Consider the following 25636-nt stretch of genomic DNA (forward strand, 5'->3'; position numbering starts at 1 on the left):
TTTTGTCACACCACTCAGTGACCCGGGTGACGACTTAATTTGGTACGGCAACACTCATTCCTCCGTCGGCCATCCAGACGGCGCCTACGGCGTAACTCGCGAGATCAGATGCGAGGAAAGCCGCGATGTGCGCGATTTCGGTGGGGTCCGCGGCGCGTTGAATGGGTGCGCCCTTGCCGTGTTCAATTAAATTGTCCGGGTCGCCTAGGATGTTAGTGATCACGTCGCCGACGCCGAGTGCGTTGACCCGGACGCCGTGATCGATAGCCTCCAGGGCGGCGGTACGGGTCAGCTGTGCGAGTGCGCCTTTGGATGCGGCGTAGGCAGAGATCGTCTTGAATGTTTGGAAACAGGCGTAGGAACCGATATTGACCACGGCGCCGCTCTTTTGAGGAATCATCACTCGCAACGCTTCACGGGTGTGAAGAAAAGCGCCGGTGACATTGGTTGTGAGGATACGGTTCCAATCGTCGAGGGTGGTTTCGACGACCGGCTTGTTGATGATGGTGCCGGCATTGTTGATCAGAATGTCGAGCTTTCCGAATCGCCTGCCCGCCAACTCGACCGCTTCTTTCGCCGTTTCCTCGCGGCCGACATCGCCGACGAGAGGCGCTAGCGTGTCGATGTTCGCGAACTGGCCTTCAATCTCGGGGTTGATGTCCTCGGCGATCACAGATACGCCGTACTCGACCAACAGTTGGGTGATCGCCAGACCGATACCGCTGGCCGCTCCGGTCACGATCGCGACCTTGCCGCGCAGGTTTTCGTTGAGACGGTCGATGCTCATGAGTGCTTCTCCGTTCCATCGTGGTGTGGCGCGATCGGGAAAGACGCTACGTAGCGTAGCGTAGCGAATCAACAACGTACCGGCTGGATGAATTGGCAGAACGGAGCGCCTGGTGAACCCGGCAGATTCCAACGGCGCCGACGCCGGCGCGCCCAAGCGGGGTCAGGAAACGACAGCCAAGATTCTGCGCGCCGCCCTCGAGCTCGGCAACGAGATCGGATTCGACGCGCTGACTGTGGAACGCCTTGCCGAGCGCACCGGTGTCGCCAAGACGACTATCTACCGGCGCTGGACCAACATCTCCACGGTCGTGATGGATGCCTTTCTCGCCAAAGTCGACCAGGCCGCGCCGATTGTCGAATGCGCTACCGCCCGTGAAAGCTTCGCTGTATCAATGAAATTCCTGGCCGGCCTTTATCGCAGCCCGCACGGCCATACCCTGCGGATCTTGATAGGGCGGGCGCAGGTCGACAGCGAGTTGCGCAACGCCGTGACGACGCGCTGGGTGGAGCCGAGGCGGAAGATGGCCCGATCGATCGTGCGCCGGGGGATTGAAACCAAAGAACTGAGGGCAGGGCTCGATCCCGATCTTGTCCTGGATCTGCTGTACGGTCCTATCTACCATCGCATGCTCGTTCCGTACGAGAACGTCGACCTTTCCGACGCCTACATTGACGAGCTACTTGACGCCGTCTTCACCGGGTTGGCTTGCTGACCTGGATTGCCCCCCGGGGCATTGGGTCGGTCGGGCGTCGGGGCGCCGGAGAAACGGTTGCCCTGCAGTCGTCGGGCGCAGTACCGCACGGTCGTCGGGCTGGCCCTAGTACGGGGACTCACCGTGGCCGCAGCAGCGGGAATAGCGGCTGCGGCGGTGGCCCACCGACCTCGTCCCCGACGGCAGGCGGGAGTGACCTTTGAGCGGTGTCCCCGGCGAGCTCGGCTTCTCGGTGCGGCGAGGATGCTCTGGCTCAGCCGGTTTGGCGAATACTCTTGTTCCCGAGCCGATTAACTCAGCTGAGCGAGGCGTTCGACAAGTGTGTCGAGGAGCGCGTCGGCGGGCGGCCAGGGGATATCCGGAATGCCGGTATGTAGGCCGACGTAGCCATGAAGTGCGACCCACACTGCAATCGCGTCGTCGTAGGGGTGCCTCGAGCGCGAGGCCCCAGCATCGATGCAGGCACGAATTGCGTTGAGCAGGAGGGCGAACGCCTCACCACCGGGCATCTCGATGATCGACTCGGCAACCTCGTCGGTGGCCGGCTTGACCAGGGGGCCGAACATTACCGCGTACTGCTGAGGGTGCGCCACCCCGTAATCGGCGTAGGCGCGGCACAATGCCCGAAGTCGATCGACGGGATTGCGCTGTCCATCCCCCTTGCTGCGCAGGTACTCGGTGAAGTCGGCGAAGGTGCTGTCGATCAGTGCGCGCCGCACGCTGTCGAGGTCCTCGAAATGGGCGTAGATCGCCGGAGCGGTCACGCCAGCTTTGCGCGCGATTCCCCGCAAACTCAGCCCCCCGGGTCCCTGCTCCCCGATCACAGCGGCAGCCGCGTCGATGATCTCCCGACGCAGGCGCTCGCCTTCGCCTCGTGGATTGCGGCTACGGCGCTGCGATGGTGCCATAGACCACACTTTACAACCGTTTACTTACGGAGTAGAACTAACGCAGTAAGTAAACGCACGTAAAGTTAAGACCGGCATGACGAGAGGCCACCATGAAATACACCGCAGAAGCCACCATCAATGCACCCATCGAGAACGTCGACCTCGCAACTTGGCTGTACTCGTTGTCCGACGAGGAGTACCAGGCGTGCTCTCGGGGACACAAAGGCGCGGGAACCTTCGTCGAGAACGGCGTACGCGGCATGATCAACGTCGAAAGCGTCGGCGGCACACTGATGCTCCAGCACTACCACGAAGCCAGCGCGGGGCCGACACGGATGGAGATGTTCTCTCCGCGCAGCCGCGCCTACGTCTTTCGCCTTGTCCCCGTGCCCATCATGGTGCGCTGGACCATGACAGCTACACGTAAGACCGCTGATACCACCACATTCAGCTGCACCGTCGAGGCGAACATGCCTGCGGCGCTTCGCGTTCTAGCCGCCTCGATATTCATCCCGTACCTTCTGCGCAGGCATGTGCAGGAAGAGACGCTGCTGTTCGCCGCCGACATAGACCGCAAGCTAGCCGCGCACAACGCCCCAACGGTGAACCGCCAAGTCGGCTAGCAGACCATCCCCTGTTTGAAGGGGTACAGGTCTGGCGAAGATCGAACCCAACCACCCAAATACGTTGTCCCTTAGCACGATAACGGGCCGGACACCCTCAGGAGAAACATGCGTTTGCCAGTCTATCGGCCCGACGAGCTCACCGCCGAGCAGCGCCGCGTCTACGAGACATCAGAGAAGATCGTCAAATCAGCCGCGCTGGCGGGGTTTCAGGTCAAAACCGTCGACGGGGCGTTTATGGGTCCTTGGTCGGTGCTGATGAACTTCCCCGCGATCGCGTTCGGCTTCGGCCAGTTCACCTCAGAGGTGGGGGAAATGCGCGGGCTGTCACATCGCGCCCGACAGGTGGTCATCCTAACGGTCGGCGGGCGCCTCAATGCGGCCTACGAGTTGTACGCCCACTCGGCAGTTGGTGCCGAGGCCGGGCTTACCGCCGGCCAGGTCGCGATCCTCAGCGCCGGTGGTCGCCCGGCCGGCCTCAGCGTCGAGGAGTCGTTGGCCGCCGAGGTAGCCTCCGCGCTGCTCCGTGGCGGCGTGCTGCCCGGCCCGATCTACGAGGCGGTGGTCACCGCCCTCGGTCAAGATGCCCTCGACACAATGGTGTTCGTCACGATCGTTTACCTGGCGATCGCCTGCATGCTCAATGCCTACGACGTCGCGGCGGGCGAACCGACCCCGTGGGTTTCCCGCGCAGCCCGCAACGGAGAACCGAATAGCTAAGCAGGACACACGGCATCGAACTCGGCGCACGGTACAGCACGGGGCGGAATCCGGTGGTGCGCCGGGATGTCTTCGGAGGGCGTCCGCGTCTCCGTCGGGCCATTCAGTTGCTCAGCCGTGTTCGTCGTAATTCCCTTCCCCCGGAAGAATGTGCTGGCTGTGCTCGGATGCGCAGCTGAACGCAGCGTGACCCTGCCGGGGTCGTGCAGCGTGTGCATCACGCGGGCGTCACACTCACGTGGTGAGGCCACAAGTCGGTCAGCCCGGCCAGAGCAGTTCCGCGGCGGGCAGCTGCTGGGCGAGGCCCTTGGCGAAACGGCGGGCCCGGCACGAGGCTGTGCTTCACGAACTGCCGGTCGGTTCGCGTCAGCGGCAGCACCATGCGCCCCGCGTCGGCCGAGCGGGACGGAATCGGCTGGACCGCCGTCGCCGTAGCACCATTTCTGAGCGGTCTCTGAACGCGCTCGCGCCTTCGGTTGGCTGGGGCACAGGCCGACATGGAACTTTGCTGCCGTCCAATAGCGGCCGAGCGGCGGGAGTTCACGCTTAAATCAACATATGACCGAACGCGGCCGCCACGCCCGCACCACCCGCATCGACGAAGACCCGTCAGCAGCGCAGGCGGAAACCGCGGGGCGTGAAGCCACATTGCCGTTCGATCCTGAGCTGGTGCGCTTAGTGCAGTTCATCAACGCCGTGGACACCGCGGAGGTCGGCTTGACGCTGCACGTCAAGGGTTGCATCGTGTCGGGGATGCTCATCTCTGCGGCCCAGTTTTACCGGCTGCTCGTGAGTGAGTTCAGCGATCCGAATCGGTCGAACGGGGAGGGTGCCACGACCCTTGCGGATTTCTATCGCCCGGCTCTGCAGAAGGTGGAGAAGGCCATCGCGACTCAGCCAGACGAAGAGCTGCCAGACCCGCCTCGGCACATACACTTTCGCCACGCACAGACCGTCGTGAACGGCCAGGGCTCTTTTATCCGGTCACTGTGGCGCGGCCGCCTGACCGAGGTCGATGGGTGGTCGTTCGGCAATTTCGGTCCGATACCTCGGTTGGACCACCAGATAGACCTGTAGGACTTGCGCCGACACGTGCCTCCTGGTGTTCGACGCAGCTCCGCTGGCTCGCTGCCCGCAATGGTTGCCATCGGAACACACCGGCGGCGGACCGCGCTGGCTTCATTCAGCCCTCAGTGTGAGTGCCCGCGAAACCACTGGATGGTTCGGCCGATGGCCTCGCCGTGCTCGGTCACCGGCAACGGCCCGAAGGTGCGGTCGAAGGCGGAGTGGTCAACGATCCACGGTCTTGTCCGCTGATGGTCTAGTTCGCCATAGCCGCGCAGTCGTCGATCGAAGAGCGCCATGAGGCGGGTCGTCGCGGCAGGCAGTCGGATGGGGCGGCGGACCCGGCCCGCGACCTGACCGGCGAGCGTCATGAACTGAGATACCGGCAAGGTCACATCGGCCGGCGTGTGCCAGACCCGGCCGTCGGCGCGGTCGTCGTCGCCAAGCAAGACCAAGGCTCTGGCGGTGTCGACGGAGTAGGCGAACGTGTGCGGAAGGTCCAGCGGCGCAAACCAGATCGGATTCCTGCCTCGCGAGAGCGGTCCGATGATGAGTTCGTCGGGCAAAGACATTCGCGCGTCGGGGCCGTAGTAGTCACTGACCCGGCCGATCGTCACCCGGACCCGCCCGCTGGAGTGGGCGTCGAGCAAGGTGCGCCCCAAGCGGGCACGCAGTTTTTCCTTCGGGCCGACGGGGCGTTCCGGTGTCTCCTCGTCGATAAGACCGTTGACGGGCCCGTAGGCGTAGAGGTTGTCGGTGAACACCAGCTTGGCGCCAGCGTGTTCGGCGGCGGCGATGGCGTTGTCGACCATGGTGGGGAATGCCTCGATCCAGTCGGGGTAAGGCACGTTGGCGGCCAGCTGAATAACGGCAGCGTCCCGGCAGGAGGCGATCGCCTCGGAACGGTCCAGCAGGTCCGCGCGGTGATCGTCCACCCCTTCGGGGATGCCCGTCCCGGTGCGGGTCACGCCCCGTACCGGGCGGCCCTGTGCTGCGTACTGGCGGGCGATCTCCGCGCCGAGACCGCTGCCCGCACCAAACACCACTGCTGTACCGCCCATCACGCCCCACTCCCTTGATAAGTTAATACCCGTAACTATAGCTATAGACCATTACACCACTACAGTGTTGTCACACCGCGTGAAGAGAGGCCGATGCCACAGCCGCCGGGCAGCCGACGAGAGCGTTACCGCCGTGAGGCGATCGACGAGATCAAACAGCTCGCGATGCGCCAGCTTGCCGAGGCCGGAACCGCGGGGATCTCGATGAGCGGGATCGCCAAACAGATGGGACTGACCGGGCCGGCGCTCTACCGGTATTTCGCCAACCGCGACGCCCTGCTGACCGCGCTGATTCGCGATGGATATGCCGATCTCGCCCAAACCGCCGAACGAACGGCGGCGCGCATGGCGGCACGCCCGCCCGCCGAGCGACTGCAGGCGGTGGCTGCCGCCGTACGCGCCTGGGCCAGAGACGCGCCGCAGCGCTACCTGCTGCTGTTCGGTACGCCGGTACCCGGCTATGAGGCACCAATGGACACGCTCGCCGCGGCTACCCGCACGCTCAATGTCCTCGCCACCATTTCCGCCGACCTGCTTCGCGCGGCTCAAGCCCCAGAACTCCCCGCCCGAGCTCTGCTGCTCGCGACCGTCGCGTGGACCCGCATCCACGGGGTCGTCAGCCTTGAATTGGTCGGCCAGTTCACCCACCTCGACATCGATCCGGCACTGTTGATCGCCGGAGAGATGAATCATCTTGTCGCACAGATTCATTCGGAGTCGACGGACTGGCGATAGGAGCTGGAGCCCCCGCGGTCGGCAGGACCGAGTCGCGTCGCGGGAGCACCGGTCGCCAACTCCGACCCTTGACACGCGGCCATAGCGGTGACTACCGTCACAAACCACCAGATGGGGTCTAATAACCACTAGATGGTTCCAGTGGAGGTACCGGTGCCGGACGAAGGCTCTGTGCGGGTGATCGAACGGGTCTGCCTAGTCCTCGACTGTTTCACCAGGCAGCGGCCACGACTACAGGTGGGCGACATTCGAGACCTGACCGGTCTACCGACCACGACGGTCGCTCGTATCGTCAAAAACCTTGTGGCGCAGCGCTTGCTTGACCGCGACGGGAACGAGTACCGCCTAGGGCTGCGGGTGCTGGTGTGGGCCGCACCCGCCGAAGCCGCGTCAGAGTTGATTGTCGCCGCCGGTCCCGTCATCGGGCACATCCGCGATCTGACCGGGGAGACCACCGGGATCTATGTGCGGCAAGGGTCCGTCCGCGTCGGTGTCGCGGTAGCGCTATCGGAACGGTCGATCATTTACAACGGCTACGTCGGACAGGTCATGCCGCTGCACGCCGGGGCAGCCGGAAAGACGTTCATGGCATTCGAGCAGGAGGCCCTGGACGCAGCCCTGAGCGCTGGGCTGACACGGTACACCGACGCGACCACCACAGATGCCGACGCTCTGCTACGTGACCTGGAAGTCGTTCGCCGAGCGGGCTTTTCGTACACCGCTGAAGAACGTGAGCCGGGGCTGAGTTCCATCGCGGCACCGATTTTCGATTCCGCCGGTGACATCACCGCGACGATCGCGGCCGGGGGCCCTTCCTTCCGGCTCACGGCGGCGGCCGCCGCCGAGTTCGGCCCGGTGATCGCGACCGCCGGAATCTCCATATCTCAGCGGCTCGGGTACGTCGGTCACCTCGACAGCCGCCATGAACGATCCGGCAGCAACCTCGAGTAGGCGAAGCGCCAAGCCGCAGAATGCTTTCCACCCAAGAAACGAGGGAGATTTGCCATGCCTGAAACGCTCGTCGCCGAAGTCGCCGAAGCGAGATCACACCTTGCCCTCTACGACGGAAGGCACAAACTCAAACTGGGCACGTTCGCCACCAACGTCAGCTCGGGCGTGAGCCTCAGTGCGGCGCCAACGTCCTTCGAGTTGAGTTGGCAGCACACCGTTGGGCTCGCGCAGCAGTGCGACGCCATGGGCTTCGACATGCTAATTCCGTTGGGCCGCTGGCGTGGTTTCGGCGGGAAGACCAACTTCAATGGGGCGAGCTTCGAGACCTACACCTGGGCGGCCGGTCTCGCGCAGGCCACCGAACGGATCGTGGTCTTCGCCACCTCGCACGTGCCCGTCATCCATCCGATCGTTGCCGCCAAACAAGCGGCGACCATCGATCACATCTCCAACGGACGCTTCGGCCTGAACCTCGTCATGGGCTGGTTCAAACCGGAAATGGAGATGTTCGGCTCCACGCTGCGTGAGCACGACCAGCGGTACAAAGTCGGGGACGAGTGGCTCCAGGTCGTGAAAAGGCTTTGGGCCGAGGACGAGCCGTTCTCCTATGCGGGCGAGTTCTACACCGTCAACGAGGCGCAATCCTGGCCCAAACCCGTGCAGAAGCCGCACCCGGTGATCATGAACGCCGGTGCGTCGCCGGCCGGCAGCGACTTCGCCGCGCGCAACGCCGATGTCAGCTTCATCGCCGTCGATGACCCGGAGAGCGCGGCGGCCACGATCAGCGGCTTCAAGAACAACGCGTACCAGAAGTACGGCCGGGAACCGTTGGTCTTCTCCGGCGCCTACGTCATATGCCGCGACTCCGAAAGAGAGGCCAAGCAGGCGCTGCAGTCCATTCTCGACAGCGGCGACAGGGAGGCCGCGCAGAACTTGATGCAGACCCTGGGCTTGCAGAGTGGCTCCTTCGACCACCTGATCGCCAAGGCGGCGGTGGATCGCTTCATCACCGGGTACGGCGGCGCGCCGTTCGTGGGCACGCCGGAACAAGTCGCGGAGCGCTTCATCGAGATCGAAAGGGCGGGAATCTCCGGAATGACACTGGGATTCCTCGATTATGCGGAGGAACTCAGGCACTTCGATGACACCGTCATGCCGCTGCTTCGCCAAGCCGGCCTGCGCGCCTGAGAGACACGAGTAACGCCATGGGACGGCTCGCCAACAAATACGCGGTGATCACCGGCGCCACCGGCGGGGTGGGCCGCGCGGCCTGCCGGCTGTTCTGTGCCGAGGGGGCATCGGTCGTCGGGGTCGACATCCGCGGTGACGCCGGTGCACAACTCGAGAGCGAATTAACCGGTGAAGGTCACGATTTCGAATTCCGTACCGTGGACGTCTCGTCGGAGGACCAGGTCAACGACCTTGCGGCGACTGTCGCGGGCCGTCGCAGTGTCGACATCGTGTACAACAACGCGGGCGCCATCCTCGGAAGAGGCATCCTGCAGTCGTCGGTCGAGGACTGGGATCGAATCCACAACATCAACTCCAAGTCCGTGTTCCTCATGATCCGGGCGTTCGCTCCCAGAATGACCAATCCGGGCGGCGCGATCGTGAACACGTCGTCCGCCGGGGGAGCCGTTGCGATACCGAACATGTCGATCTATGGGGCCGCCAAAGCGGGGGTGGTCATGTTGTCGCGAGTCGCGGCCGTCGATCTCGCTCCCGGCATTCGAGTCAACGCCCTCGTTCCCGGCCTGATCGATACGGCGATGCCGCGAAGCTTCGTCGCTTCGCTACCCGACGAGCAGCAGGACGCCGTCCTCGAAGGGATGAAGGCTCAGCACCTGGTAGGGCGCCTGGGCCGTCCAGAGGAAGTTGCGGCGGCCGCGCTGTTCCTCGCCAGCGATGAAGCCTCCTTCGTCACGGGGAGCGCGATGTTCGTCGACGGCGGGGCGACCGTGATGTGACAGGAACCGACGGCGAGAACAAATACTCTTGGCAGTCAGGGAAGGAAGCCCATGAGCTGGCAAACCGCCCCGCAGTCGGTACAGGAGGCTGTGGCTGCCCTCGCGCTGGGGCGGATGGTCGTGGTGGTCGATGACGTCGATCGCGAAAACGAGGGTGACCTCGTCTGCGGCGCGGAGATGCTCCGCGCCCGGCAGATGGCCTTTTTTGTTCGGCACACCACCGGCATCGTCTGCGCACCGATGACCGGCGAGCGCGCCGATGCGTTGCGACTGCCCCCGATGGTCGAGGACAACCGCGACCCGCATGGCACCGCATTCACCGTCACTGTGGATCACAAGTCGACCGGAACCGGGGTCTCAGCCGAGGATCGCGCCCGGACGGTTCGTGCTCTGGCCGACCCGTCGACCTCGGCCACCGACCTGAGGCGGCCCGGCCACATCTTCCCGTTGCGTGCGCGAACCGGCGGTGTCCTCGTCCGTGCGGGTCATACCGAGGCCGCGGTCGACCTGACGAGGATGGCCGGGCTGTCCGGCGTGGGGGTGATCGGCGAACTGGTCGACGACGACGGGTCGATGCGTCGGGGCGACTCGCTCCGCGATTTCGCTGCCGCACATTGCCTCCCGGTCGTGGCGATCGCCGATCTGATTCGCCACCGTCGGGGAACCGAACGACTCGTCGAGTTGGTCGGCGGCTCGCGGATGCCGACGGAGTTCGGCGATTTTCGTGCGATGGCCTATCGGAACGTTCTCGACGGCACGGAGCATCTCGCCCTGGTGATGGGCGACGTCGTCGAGGCCGGGCGGTCAGCGGAAGGGGCCCTGGTGCGGGTCCACTCGGAATGCCTGACCGGTGACATCGTCGGCTCGCTGCGCTGCGATTGCGGCGCACAACTCGAACACGCCCTCCAAGCGATCGCCGCCGAAGGCGTCGGAGCGCTCATCTACTTACGCGGACACGAAGGCCGAGGCATCGGGCTGGGGCACAAAATGCGCGCGTACGCGCTGCAAGAGGAGGGCCTCGACACCGTGGACGCCAATCTCGCCCAGGGGCTTCCGGTCGACTCCCGCAGCTATGGCGTCGGGGCCCAGATACTCACCGACCTCGGCATCTCGCGCCTGCGCCTCATCACCAACAATCCGGCCAAGTACGGTGGCATCGACGGCTATGGGCTGCACATCACGGCCCGAGTGGCTCTGCCCGTGGCCGAGACCCCACATAACGTGCGATACCTGCGCACGAAAAGGGAACGCATGCAACACGACATCACCGTCTCCTGCGCGCCAGGCAGGGGTGTACCAACGATTGCCGGGCCCGGCTCAGCCGCGGGTCAACAGGGTCAGATCGGGGCGATGATCTCCGAGGTGTAGTACTCCGCCGGTGTCTGCGAGTGATCGGCCGGGCGATCGATGAACACCCAGGCGCCCGTGGCGTTCGGGGAGATCCCCTCCTGAAGCGTGACCGTGGCCGAACCGCTGGCATCCGTGTCCATCCCGCCTGCGGCAACGCCGGCGTCGCCGGCTGCGCACGACGCCGAAGGCCGGGGTGCCTCGATCAGCCTCACGTTGTAATGAGTGCCGGGCTCGGCCGCGACCAATTGCACTTGGGCCGTGACCGTGTACGACGCGGCGGAGATGTCGGTTCGGGCGGTGCCCTGTCCCTTCGACTGCATATTGATGAATGGGGTGAAGTCGCACGCCCGAAGCAGTCGCTTCAGCGGTACCGCGGTGCCGGCATCGGCGGGAGTTGCCGCTGTCATGCCTGCTGTAGCCAAAATGGTTGCAGTACCTATGATCTCGGCGCTGGCAATAAGCAGCGCGGCGGTTCGTCGCATCGGGGAGCCAATCGTATAGTCGCTGCGCGGGTTATCGCTCAGTGCGTTCCGCGGATGCAAACAGGCGGCGTTCGCGGCCACCCGGGCCGCTGGCGTGCCTTAATTTTCCTTTGTGACAATTCCACATTTCGGGTCCCGCAAACCACCCTTGCCGCTCCGTTGTGAGCAAGCTCGCTTGGTCCTCGAGAAGTGATCTGTGCATCTCTGTAGGCGACGAAAAAGCCCGAACGCCCACGGTGTGTAACAGGGGCGTCGTCTGTGCGCCGGGGACGGTATCCGGTCGGAATCCCCGCCCGCGTTGCACGATCGACGCCCGGAACGCACAGTCAACGACCTCGGCACCCGCTGAGCGCCGAGCGTGCACTGCCGCCGCACGGCCTCAGCTGATCGTTCGGGCACCAGTCGCCGAGATCACGGCGAGCGAGGTTCGTCCGCGCGAATCGAAACCGTCCTGGCCCAACGCCCGGGACTTGTCTGTGCGGCCCTCAGCCGAGATGCGCGGACAGCAACCACGCCCCCACCGACTTGCAGCCGTTGGACTCGTCGCGAATGTCGGCGCCGGCGAAGGCCTCGAAGCCGCCCAGAAGGTGCTGCGGCAAATTGCCGTGGATACGCGCCGGGCGGATCTCGTCGATCACCCAATACTTGGAAACAACGTCGCGCAACTCGTCCGCGGTGACCGCGTTGACCGGGCCGTCGGCAGGCAGGCTGGCGCGGTCGAAGACCAGCACGAAGTACGACGCCCCCGGCGCCGCGGCGCGAACGATCGACCGCTGGTAGCCGTCGCGTAGCTCGACCGGCATGGAGTGGAACAACGTGCTGTCGACGATGGTCCCGAAGCGGCCGTCGTAACCCGTGAAGGCGCTGATATCGGCGACGTCGAAGGTCGCGTTGGTCAACCCGCGCTTGGCGGCTTCCGCACGCGCCATCGCGATGGCGGTGGGCGACTGGTCGAGGCCCACCGTGGTGAAGCCGCGTTCGGCCAGGTACAGCGATACTGCTGCCTCGCCGCAACCGGCGTCGAGGACGTCCCCGTGGAACTTGCCCGCGTCGATCAGGGCGGCGATCTCGGGCTGCGGTTCGCCGATGCTCCACGGCGGCCGGTGGCCCTGGCCCAACTCGGGGGCCTCACCCCGGTAGGCGGATTCGAACATTTCTTGGGTCGGCTGAGTCATACCATCCGGTATATCAACTTCACTGATATAGGTCAACCGTGTTGATATCGGTCGCGGGGCGGCCGCGCTCAGCCATTCGAACCGAACACGTCGCCATGCCCGGCGAGTCCACAGCGGAGGCCGAGGTTGGCGTGCGATTCCTCGGGGACCCACCGCTCGACGCCCTGCTGTTCAACCAGCAGGCCAGCCCGCCGGCAACCAGACCGACGGCGATACCCACGTCGGGACGCTGGCCGAGCATCAGCCACGACAGCAGGGCGGCGGCCGCCGGGATCACCGCGAACAGCATGGCGACCGCCGCCGCCCCGTGGTGGTTGATGGCCCGAACATAGAGGCTGACCGCCAGCGTGGCGTTGAACAGCACCATGGCACTGATCGCGATCACGGCCTTGGCGCGATCGTGCACCGCAAAGGGTGTCAGGGCGGCAAGTGCAGCCGCCGGGATCAGTGCGACCGCGTTCTGCAGCGCGCTCATCGCGCGGAAGTCGACACCCGCGCAGTACCGCTGCTGATAGACGCCGCCAAGCGAAAGGCCCAGCAGCCCAACGACAAGCAACGCGATCACCGGATCGAAGCCGTGAGTGCTCATGAGCCGCCGGGCGCACGCGGCGAGCACCGCGATGACGCCCAGGATCAGCGCGGCCACCCTGAGGGGGCCGAGGGGTTCGCGAAGGAACACCGCCGCGAGGATCGCCGTGGCCACCGGGTTCATCGCGACGACGACCGCGCAGAGCACGGCGGGCGCGCCCAGCCGGATCGCCTCGTAGAGGGCGCAGAATTGCACGGCCTGGATCAGCAGGCCGGCGACGATGACGTGACCGAACTGCCCGCCGCGCGGCCACGGCGCTTTGGCGGCGATGGTCCACGCGATCAAGATCGTCCCGGCCAGACCGAACCGCAGCACCAGGGCGGCCATCGGTGTCATCGCGGCCACGGCGAGCGCCCCGATGGGATAGCCGACCCCATACAAGAGCGTCACCGCCGAGGCGGTGCTCAACGGCATAGGACGGAGGCTCATGTCCCCATGTTGGCGGCCGGCCACCGATGCTGTCCAACGATTATTGGCGATCGACACCGATCGCAGATCCTAATCGATAATGCCGGGAACAAGCGTTTAGCGGCGGCTATCCGCAGGTGATTGATCGCAGCAGCTGATCGGATTATGGTAGCGGGATGGGTCAGGTTCTTGACATCGCGCCGCTGCGCAGCCTCGTCGCCGTGGCCGACTGTGGTGGATTTCACCGGGCGGCCGCCGCGCTGCACCTGACACAGTCGGCGGTCAGTCAACACCTGCGCCGGGTCGAAGCGGTGGTCGGTCAGCCGGTGGTCGAGCGTTCGGGTCGCGGGGTCGTGTTCACCGAAGTCGGCCATCGGGTCCTCCGGCACGCCCGCACGATCTTGGCCGCGCACGACACGGCCCTCGAGGATTTGGGTGCGACGGAGCACAGGCTGCTGACGATCGGCGCCACCGAGCACGGTGCGGACGTAATGCTGGCGGGCCTGACGGGCGTGCTGCGCGACCGGCTGCCGGACCGGCGGGTGCGCTTCCGGCTTGACCGCAACGTGTCACTGGCGGACTCGATCGACCGGGGTCTGGTGGATTTGGCGATCATGGTCGACGGGTCCGGCCTGGACCGGGCCAACGCGTCGGGGGTCGTGCAGCTGAAATGGGTTGCGGCGCGCACCCTCACCCGCCGGATCGGCGACCCGCTGCCGTTGGTGACCTTCTCCGAGCCGTGCACCCTGCGCGAGCCGGCCTTCTCCATCCTCGAGAAGCAGGGCGTCCCCTACGAGGTCGCCGTCGAATGTGGCGATCTGTCGGGCCTTTACGCCGCGGTGCGGTCGGGGCTCGGGGTCGCGCTGCTGCCGATGATCGGGAGGCTTCCCGACGGCCTGTGCGTGGCCGAGGGACTGCCGGCAGCGAACTGCGCGTCGATCCTGGTGCGTGGCCGTGCCGGCATCGACGCGGACGTATTGAGCACCTTCGACGCGGCGGTGCGCGACGTGCTGGCCGCCGAGAACTGACCTCAGCCGCCGAGGGCGGGTCCGGCAATCGGCGGAAGGCCCGTGGTCAGTGTCAGCACCATGAGCAGAAGCAGGAACCAACCCGCTCCCTGCCAGGCCCACCATGGTTCTCGGTCGCGCCAGAGCCGGTAGGTCCGCACGAACGCCCACACGCCTGACATGAACAGGATCACCGGCGCGCCGAGGCCAAGAGCTATGCGCACCGGCGCACCGCATGCGGCCGAGTCGGTTGGTGCCGGGCCGTCACAGGCCTTGACCGAGAGCGCAGCGACGATCAGAAATGCCAGGCCGAGCATGGCCGTCATGAGTGCGAATCGAGCCGCCGCCCGGCCGTCTGCGCCCACCGTCCGCACCTCCTTTCTGGGCGGATGCCTTCCCATCATCCCGCTGCCGGGCACCCCTAAGTCGGCTACCCGCCGGAAGCGCACCGAACCGCCGTCGCCGGCCGCGTGCATATAGTCGAGCGGTGACGATCCCGTACGACGACGGCTTGCGCGCGCGGATCCGTGGTCATCTGGCGGGACACGGCCGCCGCGCTGTGACCGACCCGAGCAGGCGGCACGCGGCCGTCGCGGTGGTGCTGGTGGACTCCGAGGTCGGCGAGGATCGGGTGGATCCCGCGCCGGTGGACGAGTGGAACGCGGGGCGGCCGAGGCCGGCCGCGGGCCTCGACGGCCGCATGGTCGACGTGTCGGGCGGTGCCGCGTTCCTGTTGTGCCGCAGGGCGTCTCGCCTCAGTTCACACTCGGCGCAGTGGGCGCTGCCCGGGGGGCGTCTCGATCCCGGCGAGGACGCCGTCGACGCCGCGCTGCGGGAATTGGACGAAGAGGTCGGCATCAGACTCGCCGAATCGGCCGTGCTCGGATTGCTCGATGACTACGCGACGCGCTCCGGATACGTCATCACCCCGGTGGTGATCTGGGGCGGCGGTCGGCTCGAGCCCCGTCCCGCGCCCGACGAGGTGGTGGCGGTCTACCGCGTGGGGCTGCACCAACTGCAGCGCGACGACTCGCCGCGCTTCATCGCCATCCCGGAAAGCCCGCGGCCGGTGGTGCAGATTCCGTTGGGAAACGATCTGATTCACGCCCCCACTGGCGCGGTGTTGCTGCAGTTGAGGTGGTTGGGGCTGGAGGGCCGCCACGATCCCGTCAACGAGCTCGAACAGCCTGTGTTCGCCTGGAAGTAGCGGAACGCTAGGCGGCAGCGCTGGTGGCCGGTGACAGGACGTTCACCTCGGAATGCACGTGGCCACAGGCCCCGCACCGCACCTCGTACTCGAGCGTGTTGTCGCCGCGGTCCAGGAACCGGTAGTCGGCCCATGCCATGCACCGCGGGCACCGTGTACGCCCCCGCTCCACTGCCATGCTTCGCGTCCCCTCGCTCGACTGTGACGCCGATGTACCCATTGACGGCGATGTACCCGTTTCGTGACGAGTCGAATCCCTCCGGGAAGTCGGTGAGGTCACGCCTTGCGTGCGCCGCCGCGACCGCTAACCGTCCGGGGTGAGCTTCAGCACCTGGCCCGGCTTGACCACGCGGTCGCTGTTGTCCGTTGCGGCGCTCACCGCGACGTAAAGATTGTCGGCGGAGTCGATCGCCAGGGCGGACGCACGCTGCGGCACAGGTAGTTTCGTCCCCTGGGTGGAGCCCGCCGGCAGTTTGAAGATCCGGCGGTCTTCTGCCAGGAGTCGGCGACGAGCAGATCTCCGTTCGAGTCGACCGCGAAGCGGCTGGCCTCCAGCAGGCCGGGAAACGACGGCTGGGTCGGTGCGTCGGCGTCGGACGCCAGCTTGCGTACCCGCTCTTTGCCGCTGGCCCTGAGGGCATCACCGACATACAGGTTGCCGGCTTTGTCGACCGCCACGGCGGGGGGCAGATAGCGGTCGGTGAACGGCAGGTCGGTCGGCCGTGTCTCGTCCCGGGCGAGTTTCCGCACCCCGTATTTCACTTTCAGGCTGGTGCCGGTCATGAAACCCGCGGCGCGCGCCACACAACGACACCATTGGAACATCCTGCCACGACGCCTTGGTCGCCCCGCCCAAGTCAACATGCCTGGTTTGGCCCTGGCCCCCGAAGCGGTACTTAGCTGCATCGACGATGGTCGAGCAGTCACCATGGGGACCGCAAATCAGCCCGGTACGCGCGCGTCGATCGTGCGACCCGCTGGTGGCACGTGGCGGACTGTCGCGGGACGGCCCACGGTTCCGCCGTCGTTCAATCGGCCGCGGAGTCGCTACGCGGGGTATGGGCGGCCTTGCCTGCGCGATCATCGACCTGCCCGGAAAGCACGATTTCAGGGCGACGTTGCGGCGGCCGGCGGGCCGGCTGAGCGCCGCCGGGTGACGAATTCAGCGGCGGCTCTCGTCGGCGACGTCGCGCCGGGACTGGTGCAGGCCCGGGCCGTCCGGATCTTCGTCCTGGTGCTCCAGCTGCTCCTGCAGCTGCCGCTGCTCGTCGGTCGCCTTGCTCGCGTCCTCGGGCGTGGGCGCCGGGTCGATGTTGTTCTGCTGGTCCACCAGTGAGCTCCCCTCGGTAAGTCCTCAACTGGGAGGATCACCCGATTCGGCTCCGTCGAAACCAGCGAGGGCCGCGCCGGCAAGTGGAAGCCGGCAATTAGACGATGGGGGACGGTGCCGCGTTTCGCGCCTCTCGGCAAGTCGTCGCTCGCAGCGACTGTTCTGGTGTGGTACCCGGGGGAATGCACGGCACCGTCCACCCACCCAACGACCGGCCGTGGCGGGTTGTTCCGCCCGCTGCCGCCGAGTGCTCATGGCGCGGGATCGCCGCGCCGCGCGCCGGGATGTGGGGGGTCGATAGGATCTCCAAATCACACGCGTTTCAAACCGCCCCGGGGCCGGCGAGCCGATCTGGCGCTGCGCGGGGCCGTTTTCAGATGGGAGGCCCGGTGACTGAGGGTGTTTCGGGGGGCGGTTCGGCGCGGTCCGACGGCGACAGTTGGGACTTGGCCTCCAGCGTGGGAGCGACCGCGACGATGGTCGCGTCGGCGCGGGCGCTGGCGTCCCGTGGCCCTGATGCACTGCTCAATGACCGGTTCGCGGAGCCGTTGGTCCGAGCGGTTGGGCACCCCTTCTTCATCCGGATGCTGGACGGGGAGATCCCGGTCGATGACGACGACACGCCGCTGACATTGCAGCAGCGGTGCGAGCAGATGACGGTGCGCACAAGGTTCTTCGACGACTTCCTGATCGCCGCGACCGCTGGCGGGATTCGTCAGGCGGTCATTTTGGCCGCCGGGCTGGACGCGCGGGCGTACCGCTTGCCTTGGCCGGCAGGGACTGTGGTGTTCGAGGTGGACCAACCCGAGGTGATCGCGTTCAAGACCGCGACCCTGGCCCAACTCGGTGCCGAGCCCACCGCGGAGCGCCGTGCCGTCGCCGTCGACCTGCGGGATGACTGGCCTAGTGCCTTGCATGACAACTTCTTTGACGCCTCCACACCGACGGCGTGGATCGCCGAAGGCTTGCTGCCCTACCTGCCGCCGGAAGCCCAGGACCGGTTGCTGGACAACATCACTTCGCTCAGCGCGGCCGGCAGCCGGCTGGCCACCGAAAACATCACGAGCATGGACGTCTTCACCGACGACCGGGCGCGGGCCTTCCGCAGTGCCTGGCGCAAACACGGACTCGATTTCGACGTCGCCGACCTGGTGTGGACCGGTCCCCGCCGCCAGGCCGGAGACCACCTGCGTTCCGCAGGCTGGCAAGTCAACGTTCATGCCACCGAAGACCTCTACGCCCAGTATGGGTTCACGCTGCCGGACAACGAAGTCCTCGCCGCGTTTCGCGGGGCCATCAGCTACCTGAGCGCCGAACTCGGCTGAGCGTCCTCGTGGCGCCGGAGCGCTGACGGAAGTTAGCGGGAAGTTCAACGGACAGCAAGATTAGCAATCCATTACATGTGGAAACAGTTGCATATACGCAGTGTTATCCTACGAAAGTGATGGGCGAAATGATCAAGAGGATGTGTGCATGCGGCATCGGCGCGCTACTGGCGGCCGTCTTGGTGCCCGTGGCCGTCGCGAGCGCCGACACCACCGACGCGGATTTCAACAATTACCTGGACTCGCATGGCGTCCACGTGGGCAACGATTCCCAGGCCGTCAAGATGGCGCGGGTCATGTGCCAGGATCTCGATGCGGGCTACAGCCAGCGCGACGAGGTCGATCAGCTGACGGGGGCACACCGGCTGAACCAGTCACAGGCGCAGTTGTTCGTGGGCGCTGCCACCGCCGAGTACTGCCCGACCCACCACAGCGCCAGCCCGCCGCCGAAGAAGTGACCGCGTCCCGCGTGGGGCCCGCTTAGCGTGGGCCGCCGGGCTTCGTCGCCTGACTGACGGCGGGAACGTTGTGGACGATCAGCATCCCGCCGTCGACCGGCAGTTCCACCCCCGTGATGTATCCGGCGTCGTCGGAGGCCAGGAATTGCGCCGCCGCGGCGACGTCATCGGGGTAGCCGGGCCGGGTGACGGTCATGGCGTCGAAGGCGGCCGACATGTCGGGGTGTGCCTTCAGCAGCGCCGCGGCGTCGTCGGTGAGCACGTGTCCGATGATGATGGTGTTGGACCGCAGGCCCCGGTCGCCGTAGTCGACGGCGATCTGTCGGCTCAGGGCGTTGATCGCCCCCTTGCTCAGGCTGTAGCCGGTGGCCTTCGGGACACCGATCTTCGAAGCCGCCGCGGAGATGTTCACGATGGCACTCGATCGGTTGGCGACGAGATGCGGCAAAGCGTAAGCGCAGGACCAGAATTGACCGAGCAGACCCGGCGTGAGAATGGCCATCAGCTGCTCGGTACCCAGCTCCCCGACGGAGTCGTCCCCGCCCAGCACCATATCGGTGGGAGCGGCGTTGTTCACCAGGATGTCGAGACCGCCGTAGTGTTCGACGGCCGTCTGGACACCCTCGGCAACTTGCCGCTCGTCGTTCAAATCGATTGCCACGAAGAGGGCTTCGCCACCGCTCGCGCGGATGACGTGTTCCACGCCGACACCGCGGTCGCTATTGCGCCCGCTGATGACCACGCGGGCGCCGGCGCAGGCGAACCGGCGCGCGATTGCGGCGCCGACGCCCTTGGTGGAGCCGGTGATCAAAGCGGTCCGGCCGCGCAGATCCCCGATCAGTCCGGTCACGGTAGCCCTCTCGCCGCTACGCCGTCACGCGCGGAAGCACTTCGTCGCCGAAGCGCCTGACCCATCCCTCGGGGTCGGGTGTGCCGGGAAACGGCCCCACGTTGAGCAGGTCGATGCCGAGTCCGGCGTAGCGATCCACCTGACGCCGGTAGTCGTCGACGTTGTCAAAGGGGTCGGCGAAATGACCGGCCGTCAGCATGATCTCGTCGAAGTCGCGGCCGGCCTCGTCGCAGTGGCGCCGCAGGACATCGAGCTTGTGGGGTAGTTCCTCGATCGGCGTCGTGCTGTTCCAGACGTCGGCGTACCGGGCCACCATGCGGAGGGTCTTCTTCTCACCGGCGCCCCCGAGGAGGATCGGCGGCCGGCGCAACGGCTGCGGCTGGCAGATGGTCTCGGCGAGGCGGTAGTGCTTGCCCTCGTAAGGACCGTCGTCCGGGCTCCACATCTGCAGGCAGATCTGCAGGGTCTCCTCGAGCATCTCGAAGCGCTCACGCAGCGGTGGGTAGGGGATGCCCAGGGCGTGGTGTTCACGGTCGTACCAGGCGGCGCCCAGGCCGAGCATCGTCCGCCCCCCGGCCAGCACGTCCAGGGTGGTCATCGTCTTGGCCAGTACGCCGGGATGCCGGTAGGTGACGCCGGTGACCAGCATTGTGAGCGTGATGCGTTCCGTCAGCCCGGCCAGATATCCCAGCGAGGTGTAGCCCTCCAGGAAGGGGTCTTCGGCCCGGCCGATGCCCTCCATCTGGAAGAAGTGGTCCGCCAACGTGAACATCTCCACGCCCGCGTCCTCGGCCGCCTTCGCGGTGGCGGCCAGCGTCGGGGCCAGCCGCTCCGGCGCGCCAGGCAGGAAGTCGATGTAATGAACTCCGAATTTCATTTGCAATCGTCACCTTTCGTCACTCGTCGAGTCGGCCGAGTAGTGCCAGGGCCTCGTTGATCACTTGACGTTCACGCTCGGTGTAGCGGTCCTGCATCGCCCGCACCAGCCACTCCTCACGGACCCTGCGGTCGCTCTCGGCGCGGCGCCGGCCCTGGGCGGTCAGCGTGATGAGTTGGCGGCGGCCGTCATGGGGATCGGGCGTGCGTTCAATCAGGCCGTGCCGGTCGAGCCCGGCCACCGTGGCGGCCATGGATTGCGGGCGGACGCGCTCGGCCCCGGCCAGCTCGCTGGTGGAGGCCGGCCCGTCCTTGGCCAGTCGCATCAGCACCGCCGTCTGCGGGGGCGTCAGATCGTCGGCCGTGGCGACCGCCCGCAGGCGGCGACGCAGCCTGCTGAAAACCACGCGCAAGTCGCGCGCCGCCTGGAGCGACGAGCCACTGACCTCGGCCATATAAACAGTCTAGACTGTACAGGTTAAACTGTCTATTTGACGTCTCGGGAATGGTTCGGGCCGGCTCCGGCGTTCATTTCCGGTATGGCTAATCAGACCGAGCTGAGCCCCACGGAGTGGGTGCGCGAGCAGACCCAGCGGATCCTCGAGCAAGGCACCACTGACGGAGTCGAGATCATGGATCGACCCGTCGTGCTGTTCACCGTCACCGGGGCGAAGACCGGCAAACAGCGGTACGTGCCGTTGATGCGCGTCGAGAAGGACGGGCGTTACGTCATGGTCGGCTCGAAGGGCGGTGCCCCCGAGCACCCCGCCTGGTACTTCAATGTCAAAGCCAATCCGACGGTGACGGTGCAAGACGGGGACAAGGTGTTCGACCGCACTGCGCGGGAGCTGGAGGGCGCCGAGCGCGAGCAGTGGTGGCGGCTGGCCGTCGAGGCCTTCCCGCCCTACGCGGAGTATGAGGCGAAGGCCGGCCGGCAGATTCCGGTTTTCCTCCTGGAGTGATGCCTCGCCGCGAATTGAGTAGTGCTACCTAGCGGTAACGGGTAGAAACGCTCGCGTGTGGCCACGATGCCTTCGCCGATGCCTTCGACTGCAACCACTCGATTGCACGGGAAGGCAAACCCGGCCCCCAGGAATATCACCGTGATGCCAGGAACATTCGCTGCCAGGCGTCGAGCGGTAAACAGATGATGCCGCCGAGCGCGGTGACCAGGCTGATGCCGAACGCGGCGGCGGCCTGTATGAAGAAGGCGGTGGTGTTCTTCGACGTGTTGTCCGGAACTGTCATGCGAACCGGCATGCGGCTCCGCGCCTCGTGTCCATCGGGGTAGGACTACTCAAATTCGAAGAGCTGCCGTTCCGCTGTCGACGGGGGAGATGAGCTTCGAATGACGGTGACGCAGCCCAGCGGTGTGTTCCGGGTCGGCGACTTCGAGCCCACGTTCGAAGCCGAACTCGCCGACCGCTACGACATCCCGAAGATTCGGGAGGGGGCCGACGTCCGTGTCGTGGTGACGTCGGGCCACCCCGGCATCGATGCCGCCGCCATGGCGGAAATGCCGAATCTGGAGGCGATCGTCAACTACGGCGCGGGGGTGGACGCTATCGACCTGGCGGAGGCGAAGCGCCGCGGTGTCGGCGTGAGCAACACCCCGGACGTGCTGTCGGACACCGTGGCCGACACGGCGCTGGGATTGATCCTGATGACACTCCGCCGCTTCGGTGCCGCCGACCGGTACGTGCGGGAGGGCCGGTGGGCGCGCGACGGGCGCTTTCCCTACGGCCGGGACGTCAGCGGCCTGCAGGTGGGCATCTTGGGCCTGGGCCGGATCGGTTCGGCCATCGCGACCCGACTGCTTGGATTCGACTGCGCCATCGCGTATCACAACCGCCACCGGGTTGACGGGTCGCCGTATCGCTACGCCGAGTCGGTGATCGAATTGGCCGAGTCGGTCGACGTCCTGGTTGTTGCCACAACGGGCGACGGCACCACCCGCAATCTCGTCGACCGTCCCGTTCTTGAGGCGCTGGGCCCCGACGGTTACCTGATCAACATTGCCCGCGGGAGTGTGGTCGACCAGGACGCGCTGGTGGAGCTGGTTGCGGGTGGGGGACTTGCCGGGGCGGGGCTGGACGTGTTCGTCGACGAGCCACGTGTGCCTGCTGAGCTGCTCAGCTTGGATAACGTGGTGCTGTTCCCGCACATCGGCAGCGCGACCGCGCGGACCAGGCGGGCGATGGCGCTGCTGGCGATTCGCAACCTCGACAGTTACCTCGCGACAGGTGAACTGGTAACACCCGTGCTGCAGCCCGCGGAACGGCGTCGTTGACGCCGAAAGGCCCACTGATTCAAGTAAGTCGAGCGCCCATCAGTCGTCCATGCGCGATCACCGATGCGGCCTGCTTGAGCCGCTTGGTGCGGACGCGGATGTCGTAGCTGGAGATGGCGGCGATGGTGGCCAGCCGGTCGGCGACATAACGGTAGAGGTGTTCGACGTCGCGGCAGATGACGACGGCTACCAGGTTGTTGGGTCCGCTCACAGCAATGACCGACGCCACCTCATCGTGCCCGGCGATCCGTTCGGCGACCTGCGCCAGATGGCGCGGCGCAGTCCGCATCCACACCATCGCGGTGACGTGGAAACCGAGGCGCTCCGGGAGCACTTCGAGGTCGTAGGTCAACGTCGCGGAGGCTTCCAGCGCGGAGATGCGCCGCGTCACGCGGGCTGGTGACCATCCGGTCCGGTCGGCGAGGCGCGCGTGCGGCATCCGGCCGTCCTCGGTGAGCGCGTCGAGCAGCTGCCGATCGGCTTCCGTCGGCAGTGCGGGTCGCACCGCCGGTGCATCGGCCCAGTCGTCTTGCAACTGCGCCGCCTGATCCTTATCGAGGGTATGACCGTGGCCGGTCCACGACGTGCCCGTCGGTCCGCCGTACACGTGCAGGATCAGGTCGACGTCCATCGCCAACACCGAGGAGGTGCGGGGCAGGCGCTGCAGCAGTCCGCCGCTGCTCTCCTCCAGTGGTGCGCGCACGACGCACACCAGCTCGGTCCACCCCGACAACACGTTCGCGTGGGTGACCTCTGGGCGTCGCACCAATGCCTCGGCGAGGCGCGGCAAGTCGTCGGACTTGGCGTGCACCCGGACGATCCACTGGGCGTCGCCCGGTAACCGCGGGTCGGTCACGCCGACGGCCCGCACCACTCCGTCGCGGTGCAGCTTGCGGTAGCGGCGCGCGACGGACTGCTCGGGCACGCCGAGCACATCGGCGATCCGCCGAAACGATGCGCGAGGGGAAAGCTGCAGCGCGTGCAGAATCTGACCGTCCAGCGGCTCAATCACCAATAAAAGCTACGGCGTTGAGCGACTACATGTTGATTATCGCCGATATTCCTGCAGGGAGTGGTGAAAACCGCTCACGCGGTTGACCCTGGATCCGACGAGCGTCCGAGGGAGCCACTCATGCAGATGCACGGAAACACCATCCTGATCACGGGAGGCGGCAGCGGCATTGGCCGCGGCCTGGCCGCCGCACTGCACCGCGCCGGCAACCGCGTCGTCATCGCGGGCCGTCGCGTCTCCGCCCTGCGCGCCGTCACCGACGCCCATCCCGGCATGCGGTCCCTGCGCCTGGACCTTGCCGACGGCGCCTCGGTCCACCAGCTCGCAGCCCGCGTGACGCGCGAACTACCCGACCTCAACGTCGTCGTCAACAACGCCGGGACCATGGCCCTCGAGGACCCGGCGGTCCCGGAGCCCGCGCTGATCGCCTCGATCGTCGCGACCAATCTGGTCGGGCCCATGACGCTGACGTCACTGCTGTTGCCGGCGCTGGTGCGCCAATCGCGCGGGGCGGTCATCAATGTCACGTCGGCGCTCGCGTTCGTCCCGCTGGCGCAGGCACCGAGCTACTGTGCCAGCAAAGCGGGCTTGCATTCCTACACCGAATCGTTGCGATTCCTGTTGCGCGACAGCCCTGTTCAGGTGATCGAAATGGCACCGCCCCGAGTGGAGACCGACATGACCGGGCCGGCGGACGACGGTTACGCGATGGACCTCGACGACTTCGTCGCGGAGACGATGGCGCAACTGACGGCGGGGCCCGACGCCGGGCAGGTCGTCGTCGGCGCCGCCCGCGCTGTGCGTTATGCGGAGCGCGACGGCGCCTACGCCGAACTGTTCGCGGCGGTCAATCGAGCACGATGAGCAGGCAACCCAAGGAGCTCTCATGAGAATCGGAATCGGCCTGCCCAACCATGTCGCGGGTGTGCCCGGGCCCCTGATCACGCAATGGGCGCGCCGCGCCGAAGAACGCGGCTTCGAATCGGTGACCGTCATCGACCGCCTGATCTATCCGAGCATCGACGCCCTCGTGGCGCTGGCGCTGGCCGCTGGGGCGACCAGTGCGCTTACGCTTGTCACGAATGTTCTTCTGGCGCCGCTATATCCGGCCGTCGTCCTGGCTAAGCAGCTGGCGAGTCTGGCCGATGCCGGGGGCGACAGGCTGATCGTCGGCATCGGCGTCGGGTCGCGGCAAGACGATTACTCGGCCGCCGGCGTCGATTTCGGCAAGCGAGGCGCGGTCCTGGACGAGCAGGTCGCGCTCCTGCGCCGCGCGTGGAACGGCGTCGCAATCGCGAGCGGCACCGCGCTGTGCCCCGCACCGGTGCGCGTGCCGCTGCTTTTCGGTGGCAGGTCGCGGGCCAGCGTTCGCCGTGCGACGACGGTCGGCGACGGGTGGTCGGCCGGCGCGCTGCGCGACTACGCCGGTCAGTCCGAGTTCGCCGATCGCGTCCGCGCGGGCTGGCGGGCCGCCGGTCGCGGAGGGGACCCGTGGATTCACGCCTCGGTCAACTTCGCGCTGGGCGACGACGGAGTCGTGCAGTCCGGCCGCGATCACCTGGCCCGTTATTACGGATTCAAACCCGACTACGCCGCGCTGAACGTCGAGGACATGATCAGCTCTGCCGGCGATGCCCGGGGCACGGTCCGCGCCTACCGTGATCTCGGGTTCGACCGCCTCCTGTTTCACCCCGCGGTCGCGGGGATCGATCAGATCGACCGGTTGGCCGACGCCGTGCTCTAGGGGTGCCCGGGTCCTCAGG

The 25636-nt window shown here is 66.4% G+C and carries 31 protein-coding genes and 1 pseudogene; 17 read left to right on the top strand and 15 right to left on the bottom strand.

The window, feature by feature from the left end:
- Positions 1 to 34: 34 nt before the first annotated feature.
- Complete coding sequence (locus G6N56_RS17180) at positions 35 to 787, bottom strand: SDR family NAD(P)-dependent oxidoreductase (RefSeq protein WP_085256550.1); 753 nt, start codon at positions 785 to 787, stop codon at positions 35 to 37.
- A gap of 112 nt (positions 788 to 899) precedes the next feature.
- Here G6N56_RS17180 and G6N56_RS17185 point away from each other — a divergent pair, with 112 nt between their 5' ends.
- Positions 900 to 1502: a TetR/AcrR family transcriptional regulator gene (locus G6N56_RS17185; RefSeq protein WP_085256549.1), complete on the top strand. Its 603-nt coding sequence runs from the start codon at positions 900 to 902 to the stop codon at positions 1500 to 1502.
- Between the two features lie 290 nt (positions 1503 to 1792).
- On the opposite strand, the gene G6N56_RS17190 is transcribed toward G6N56_RS17185, so the two are convergent.
- Positions 1793 to 2410, bottom strand: a complete 618-nt coding sequence (locus G6N56_RS17190; protein ID WP_085256548.1) for a TetR/AcrR family transcriptional regulator — start codon at positions 2408 to 2410, stop codon at positions 1793 to 1795.
- A 92-nt stretch (positions 2411 to 2502) separates the two neighbouring features.
- Here G6N56_RS17190 and G6N56_RS17195 point away from each other — a divergent pair, with 92 nt between their 5' ends.
- The 3 genes from G6N56_RS17195 (at position 2503) to G6N56_RS17205 (ending at position 4812) form a co-directional block, all read left to right on the top strand.
- The gene (locus tag G6N56_RS17195; protein WP_085256547.1) at positions 2503 to 3015 is read left to right on the top strand and encodes a hypothetical protein; all 513 of its coding nucleotides are present in this window, start codon (positions 2503 to 2505) and stop codon (positions 3013 to 3015) included.
- 108 nt (positions 3016 to 3123) lie between these two features.
- Complete coding sequence (locus G6N56_RS17200) at positions 3124 to 3735, top strand: carboxymuconolactone decarboxylase family protein (protein WP_085256546.1); 612 nt, start codon at positions 3124 to 3126, stop codon at positions 3733 to 3735.
- A 558-nt stretch (positions 3736 to 4293) separates the two neighbouring features.
- Positions 4294 to 4812, top strand: coding sequence for a GvpU-like protein (locus tag G6N56_RS17205; protein ID WP_085256545.1), 519 nt, complete (start codon positions 4294 to 4296; stop codon positions 4810 to 4812).
- A gap of 113 nt (positions 4813 to 4925) precedes the next feature.
- Here G6N56_RS17205 and G6N56_RS17210 read toward each other — a convergent pair whose 3' ends face one another.
- Positions 4926 to 5861: an NAD-dependent epimerase/dehydratase family protein gene (locus G6N56_RS17210; RefSeq protein WP_085256544.1), complete on the bottom strand. Its 936-nt coding sequence runs from the start codon at positions 5859 to 5861 to the stop codon at positions 4926 to 4928.
- A gap of 93 nt (positions 5862 to 5954) precedes the next feature.
- Between G6N56_RS17210 and G6N56_RS17215 the strand changes: the two genes are divergently transcribed.
- The 5 genes from G6N56_RS17215 to G6N56_RS17235 all read left to right on the top strand — a co-directional run bounded on the left by G6N56_RS17215 (position 5955) and on the right by G6N56_RS17235 (position 10882).
- The gene (locus tag G6N56_RS17215) at positions 5955 to 6596 is read left to right on the top strand and encodes a TetR/AcrR family transcriptional regulator (protein ID WP_085256543.1); all 642 of its coding nucleotides are present in this window, start codon (positions 5955 to 5957) and stop codon (positions 6594 to 6596) included.
- A gap of 132 nt (positions 6597 to 6728) precedes the next feature.
- Positions 6729 to 7547: an IclR family transcriptional regulator gene (locus G6N56_RS17220; RefSeq protein WP_085256542.1), complete on the top strand. Its 819-nt coding sequence runs from the start codon at positions 6729 to 6731 to the stop codon at positions 7545 to 7547.
- Between the two features lie 54 nt (positions 7548 to 7601).
- On the top strand, positions 7602 to 8735 hold the full coding sequence (locus G6N56_RS17225) for an LLM class flavin-dependent oxidoreductase (protein WP_085256541.1): 1134 nt from the start codon (positions 7602 to 7604) through the stop codon (positions 8733 to 8735).
- 17 nt (positions 8736 to 8752) lie between these two features.
- Complete coding sequence (locus G6N56_RS17230; protein ID WP_085256540.1) at positions 8753 to 9514, top strand: SDR family NAD(P)-dependent oxidoreductase; 762 nt, start codon at positions 8753 to 8755, stop codon at positions 9512 to 9514.
- A gap of 51 nt (positions 9515 to 9565) precedes the next feature.
- Positions 9566 to 10882, top strand: coding sequence for a bifunctional 3,4-dihydroxy-2-butanone-4-phosphate synthase/GTP cyclohydrolase II (locus tag G6N56_RS17235; protein WP_085256539.1), 1317 nt, complete (start codon positions 9566 to 9568; stop codon positions 10880 to 10882).
- Here the strand turns inward: G6N56_RS17235 and G6N56_RS17240 are convergent.
- From G6N56_RS17240 to G6N56_RS17250, 3 genes are all read right to left on the bottom strand, one after another.
- Complete coding sequence (locus G6N56_RS17240) at positions 10852 to 11427, bottom strand: hypothetical protein (RefSeq protein ID WP_142280664.1); 576 nt, start codon at positions 11425 to 11427, stop codon at positions 10852 to 10854. The genes G6N56_RS17235 and G6N56_RS17240 overlap by 31 nt on opposite strands.
- Positions 11428 to 11831: 404 nt before the next feature.
- The gene (locus G6N56_RS17245; protein ID WP_085256537.1) at positions 11832 to 12521 is read right to left on the bottom strand and encodes a class I SAM-dependent methyltransferase; all 690 of its coding nucleotides are present in this window, start codon (positions 12519 to 12521) and stop codon (positions 11832 to 11834) included.
- 19 nt (positions 12522 to 12540) lie between these two features.
- The gene (locus G6N56_RS17250; RefSeq protein WP_180150355.1) at positions 12541 to 13539 is read right to left on the bottom strand and encodes a DMT family transporter; all 999 of its coding nucleotides are present in this window, start codon (positions 13537 to 13539) and stop codon (positions 12541 to 12543) included.
- Between the two features lie 155 nt (positions 13540 to 13694).
- Between G6N56_RS17250 and G6N56_RS17255 the strand changes: the two genes are divergently transcribed.
- Complete coding sequence (locus G6N56_RS17255) at positions 13695 to 14546, top strand: LysR family transcriptional regulator (RefSeq protein WP_085256535.1); 852 nt, start codon at positions 13695 to 13697, stop codon at positions 14544 to 14546.
- 2 nt (positions 14547 to 14548) lie between these two features.
- Here G6N56_RS17255 and G6N56_RS17260 read toward each other — a convergent pair whose 3' ends face one another.
- On the bottom strand, positions 14549 to 14851 hold the full coding sequence (locus G6N56_RS17260) for a hypothetical protein (RefSeq protein WP_408632625.1): 303 nt from the start codon (positions 14849 to 14851) through the stop codon (positions 14549 to 14551).
- A 161-nt stretch (positions 14852 to 15012) separates the two neighbouring features.
- Here G6N56_RS17260 and G6N56_RS17265 point away from each other — a divergent pair, with 161 nt between their 5' ends.
- Positions 15013 to 15732 carry an NUDIX hydrolase gene (locus G6N56_RS17265; protein ID WP_085256534.1) on the top strand — a complete coding sequence of 240 codons (720 nt, stop codon included), beginning with the start codon at positions 15013 to 15015 and terminating at the stop codon, positions 15730 to 15732.
- A gap of 7 nt (positions 15733 to 15739) precedes the next feature.
- Here G6N56_RS17265 and G6N56_RS29500 read toward each other — a convergent pair whose 3' ends face one another.
- The 3 genes from G6N56_RS29500 to G6N56_RS28455 all read right to left on the bottom strand — a co-directional run bounded on the left by G6N56_RS29500 (position 15740) and on the right by G6N56_RS28455 (position 17062).
- Entirely contained in the window at positions 15740 to 15871 is a 132-nt protein-coding gene (locus G6N56_RS29500; protein WP_264020402.1) for a hypothetical protein, read from the bottom strand.
- 236 nt (positions 15872 to 16107) lie between these two features.
- The gene (locus G6N56_RS17270) at positions 16108 to 16536 is read right to left on the bottom strand and encodes an NHL repeat-containing protein (RefSeq protein WP_085256533.1); all 429 of its coding nucleotides are present in this window, start codon (positions 16534 to 16536) and stop codon (positions 16108 to 16110) included.
- Positions 16537 to 16894: 358 nt separating this feature from the next.
- Positions 16895 to 17062 carry a hypothetical protein gene (locus G6N56_RS28455; RefSeq protein ID WP_169717530.1) on the bottom strand — a complete coding sequence of 56 codons (168 nt, stop codon included), beginning with the start codon at positions 17060 to 17062 and terminating at the stop codon, positions 16895 to 16897.
- A 476-nt stretch (positions 17063 to 17538) separates the two neighbouring features.
- On the opposite strand from G6N56_RS28455, the gene G6N56_RS17275 reads away from it, so the two are divergent.
- Positions 17539 to 18387 carry a class I SAM-dependent methyltransferase gene (locus G6N56_RS17275; protein ID WP_232069354.1) on the top strand — a complete coding sequence of 283 codons (849 nt, stop codon included), beginning with the start codon at positions 17539 to 17541 and terminating at the stop codon, positions 18385 to 18387.
- Positions 18388 to 18506: 119 nt separating this feature from the next.
- Positions 18507 to 18845: a DUF732 domain-containing protein gene (locus tag G6N56_RS17280; RefSeq protein WP_085256531.1), complete on the top strand. Its 339-nt coding sequence runs from the start codon at positions 18507 to 18509 to the stop codon at positions 18843 to 18845.
- Between the two features lie 22 nt (positions 18846 to 18867).
- Here G6N56_RS17280 and G6N56_RS17285 read toward each other — a convergent pair whose 3' ends face one another.
- The 3 genes from G6N56_RS17285 to G6N56_RS17295 are packed head-to-tail and all read right to left on the bottom strand — an operon-like array spanning position 18868 to position 21026.
- On the bottom strand, positions 18868 to 19695 hold the full coding sequence (locus G6N56_RS17285; RefSeq protein WP_085256530.1) for an SDR family NAD(P)-dependent oxidoreductase: 828 nt from the start codon (positions 19693 to 19695) through the stop codon (positions 18868 to 18870).
- A 16-nt stretch (positions 19696 to 19711) separates the two neighbouring features.
- A complete protein-coding gene (locus G6N56_RS17290; RefSeq protein WP_085256529.1) occupies positions 19712 to 20572 on the bottom strand; it encodes an LLM class F420-dependent oxidoreductase in 861 nt (286 codons plus the stop codon).
- Positions 20573 to 20591: 19 nt separating this feature from the next.
- Entirely contained in the window at positions 20592 to 21026 is a 435-nt protein-coding gene (locus G6N56_RS17295) for a MarR family winged helix-turn-helix transcriptional regulator (protein WP_085256528.1), read from the bottom strand.
- A gap of 84 nt (positions 21027 to 21110) precedes the next feature.
- Here G6N56_RS17295 and G6N56_RS17300 point away from each other — a divergent pair, with 84 nt between their 5' ends.
- Complete coding sequence (locus tag G6N56_RS17300; protein ID WP_085256527.1) at positions 21111 to 21533, top strand: nitroreductase family deazaflavin-dependent oxidoreductase; 423 nt, start codon at positions 21111 to 21113, stop codon at positions 21531 to 21533.
- Between the two features lie 148 nt (positions 21534 to 21681).
- Here G6N56_RS17300 and G6N56_RS29170 read toward each other — a convergent pair.
- Positions 21682 to 21819: pseudogene (locus G6N56_RS29170) on the bottom strand (YiaA/YiaB family inner membrane protein); the annotation flags it as partial.
- A 100-nt stretch (positions 21820 to 21919) separates the two neighbouring features.
- Between G6N56_RS29170 and G6N56_RS17310 the strand changes: the two are divergent.
- Positions 21920 to 22861 (top strand): 2-hydroxyacid dehydrogenase, encoded by a 942-nt coding sequence (locus G6N56_RS17310; protein ID WP_085256526.1) that lies wholly within the window; start codon positions 21920 to 21922, stop codon positions 22859 to 22861.
- Positions 22862 to 22880: 19 nt separating this feature from the next.
- Here the strand turns inward: G6N56_RS17310 and G6N56_RS17315 are convergent, their stop codons facing one another.
- Positions 22881 to 23873 carry an Lrp/AsnC family transcriptional regulator gene (locus G6N56_RS17315; protein WP_232069080.1) on the bottom strand — a complete coding sequence of 331 codons (993 nt, stop codon included), beginning with the start codon at positions 23871 to 23873 and terminating at the stop codon, positions 22881 to 22883.
- 120 nt (positions 23874 to 23993) lie between these two features.
- On the opposite strand from G6N56_RS17315, the gene G6N56_RS17320 reads away from it, so the two are divergent.
- A complete protein-coding gene (locus G6N56_RS17320; RefSeq protein WP_085256525.1) occupies positions 23994 to 24737 on the top strand; it encodes an SDR family oxidoreductase in 744 nt (247 codons plus the stop codon).
- A gap of 22 nt (positions 24738 to 24759) precedes the next feature.
- Complete coding sequence (locus tag G6N56_RS17325) at positions 24760 to 25617, top strand: LLM class flavin-dependent oxidoreductase (RefSeq protein WP_085256524.1); 858 nt, start codon at positions 24760 to 24762, stop codon at positions 25615 to 25617.
- Positions 25618 to 25636 lie beyond the last annotated feature (19 nt).

It is taken from the genome of Mycobacterium saskatchewanense (assembly GCF_010729105.1).
GTDB lineage: Bacteria > Actinomycetota > Actinomycetes > Mycobacteriales > Mycobacteriaceae > Mycobacterium > Mycobacterium saskatchewanense.

What these genes read in the sequence shown, in the direction of transcription:
- G6N56_RS17250 (WP_180150355.1), bottom strand. Translation starts at nt 13,539, where the DNA reads ATGAGCCTCCGTCCTATGCCGTTGAGCACCGCCTCGGCGGTGACGCTC.
- G6N56_RS17260 (WP_408632625.1), bottom strand. Translation starts at nt 14,851, where the DNA reads ATGACGGCCATGCTCGGCCTGGCATTTCTGATCGTCGCTGCGCTCTCG.
- G6N56_RS17245 (WP_085256537.1), bottom strand. Translation starts at nt 12,521, where the DNA reads ATGACTCAGCCGACCCAAGAAATGTTCGAATCCGCCTACCGGGGTGAG.
- G6N56_RS17220 (WP_085256542.1), top strand. Translation starts at nt 6,729, where the DNA reads ATGGTTCCAGTGGAGGTACCGGTGCCGGACGAAGGCTCTGTGCGGGTG.
- G6N56_RS17300 (WP_085256527.1), top strand. Translation starts at nt 21,111, where the DNA reads ATGGCTAATCAGACCGAGCTGAGCCCCACGGAGTGGGTGCGCGAGCAG.
- G6N56_RS17235 (WP_085256539.1), top strand. Translation starts at nt 9,566, where the DNA reads ATGAGCTGGCAAACCGCCCCGCAGTCGGTACAGGAGGCTGTGGCTGCC.
- G6N56_RS17295 (WP_085256528.1), bottom strand. Translation starts at nt 21,026, where the DNA reads ATGGCCGAGGTCAGTGGCTCGTCGCTCCAGGCGGCGCGCGACTTGCGC.
- G6N56_RS17205 (WP_085256545.1), top strand. Translation starts at nt 4,294, where the DNA reads ATGACCGAACGCGGCCGCCACGCCCGCACCACCCGCATCGACGAAGAC.
- G6N56_RS29500 (WP_264020402.1), bottom strand. Translation starts at nt 15,871, where the DNA reads ATGGCATGGGCCGACTACCGGTTCCTGGACCGCGGCGACAACACGCTC.
- G6N56_RS17320 (WP_085256525.1), top strand. Translation starts at nt 23,994, where the DNA reads ATGCAGATGCACGGAAACACCATCCTGATCACGGGAGGCGGCAGCGGC.
- G6N56_RS17230 (WP_085256540.1), top strand. Translation starts at nt 8,753, where the DNA reads ATGGGACGGCTCGCCAACAAATACGCGGTGATCACCGGCGCCACCGGC.
- G6N56_RS17195 (WP_085256547.1), top strand. Translation starts at nt 2,503, where the DNA reads ATGAAATACACCGCAGAAGCCACCATCAATGCACCCATCGAGAACGTC.
- G6N56_RS17225 (WP_085256541.1), top strand. Translation starts at nt 7,602, where the DNA reads ATGCCTGAAACGCTCGTCGCCGAAGTCGCCGAAGCGAGATCACACCTT.
- G6N56_RS17255 (WP_085256535.1), top strand. Translation starts at nt 13,695, where the DNA reads ATGGGTCAGGTTCTTGACATCGCGCCGCTGCGCAGCCTCGTCGCCGTG.
- G6N56_RS17310 (WP_085256526.1), top strand. Translation starts at nt 21,920, where the DNA reads ATGACGGTGACGCAGCCCAGCGGTGTGTTCCGGGTCGGCGACTTCGAG.
- G6N56_RS17200 (WP_085256546.1), top strand. Translation starts at nt 3,124, where the DNA reads ATGCGTTTGCCAGTCTATCGGCCCGACGAGCTCACCGCCGAGCAGCGC.
- G6N56_RS17210 (WP_085256544.1), bottom strand. Translation starts at nt 5,861, where the DNA reads ATGGGCGGTACAGCAGTGGTGTTTGGTGCGGGCAGCGGTCTCGGCGCG.
- G6N56_RS17215 (WP_085256543.1), top strand. Translation starts at nt 5,955, where the DNA reads ATGCCACAGCCGCCGGGCAGCCGACGAGAGCGTTACCGCCGTGAGGCG.
- G6N56_RS17280 (WP_085256531.1), top strand. Translation starts at nt 18,507, where the DNA reads ATGGGCGAAATGATCAAGAGGATGTGTGCATGCGGCATCGGCGCGCTA.
- G6N56_RS17190 (WP_085256548.1), bottom strand. Translation starts at nt 2,410, where the DNA reads ATGGCACCATCGCAGCGCCGTAGCCGCAATCCACGAGGCGAAGGCGAG.
- G6N56_RS17325 (WP_085256524.1), top strand. Translation starts at nt 24,760, where the DNA reads ATGAGAATCGGAATCGGCCTGCCCAACCATGTCGCGGGTGTGCCCGGG.
- G6N56_RS17275 (WP_232069354.1), top strand. Translation starts at nt 17,539, where the DNA reads ATGGTCGCGTCGGCGCGGGCGCTGGCGTCCCGTGGCCCTGATGCACTG.
- G6N56_RS17180 (WP_085256550.1), bottom strand. Translation starts at nt 787, where the DNA reads ATGAGCATCGACCGTCTCAACGAAAACCTGCGCGGCAAGGTCGCGATC.
- G6N56_RS17290 (WP_085256529.1), bottom strand. Translation starts at nt 20,572, where the DNA reads ATGAAATTCGGAGTTCATTACATCGACTTCCTGCCTGGCGCGCCGGAG.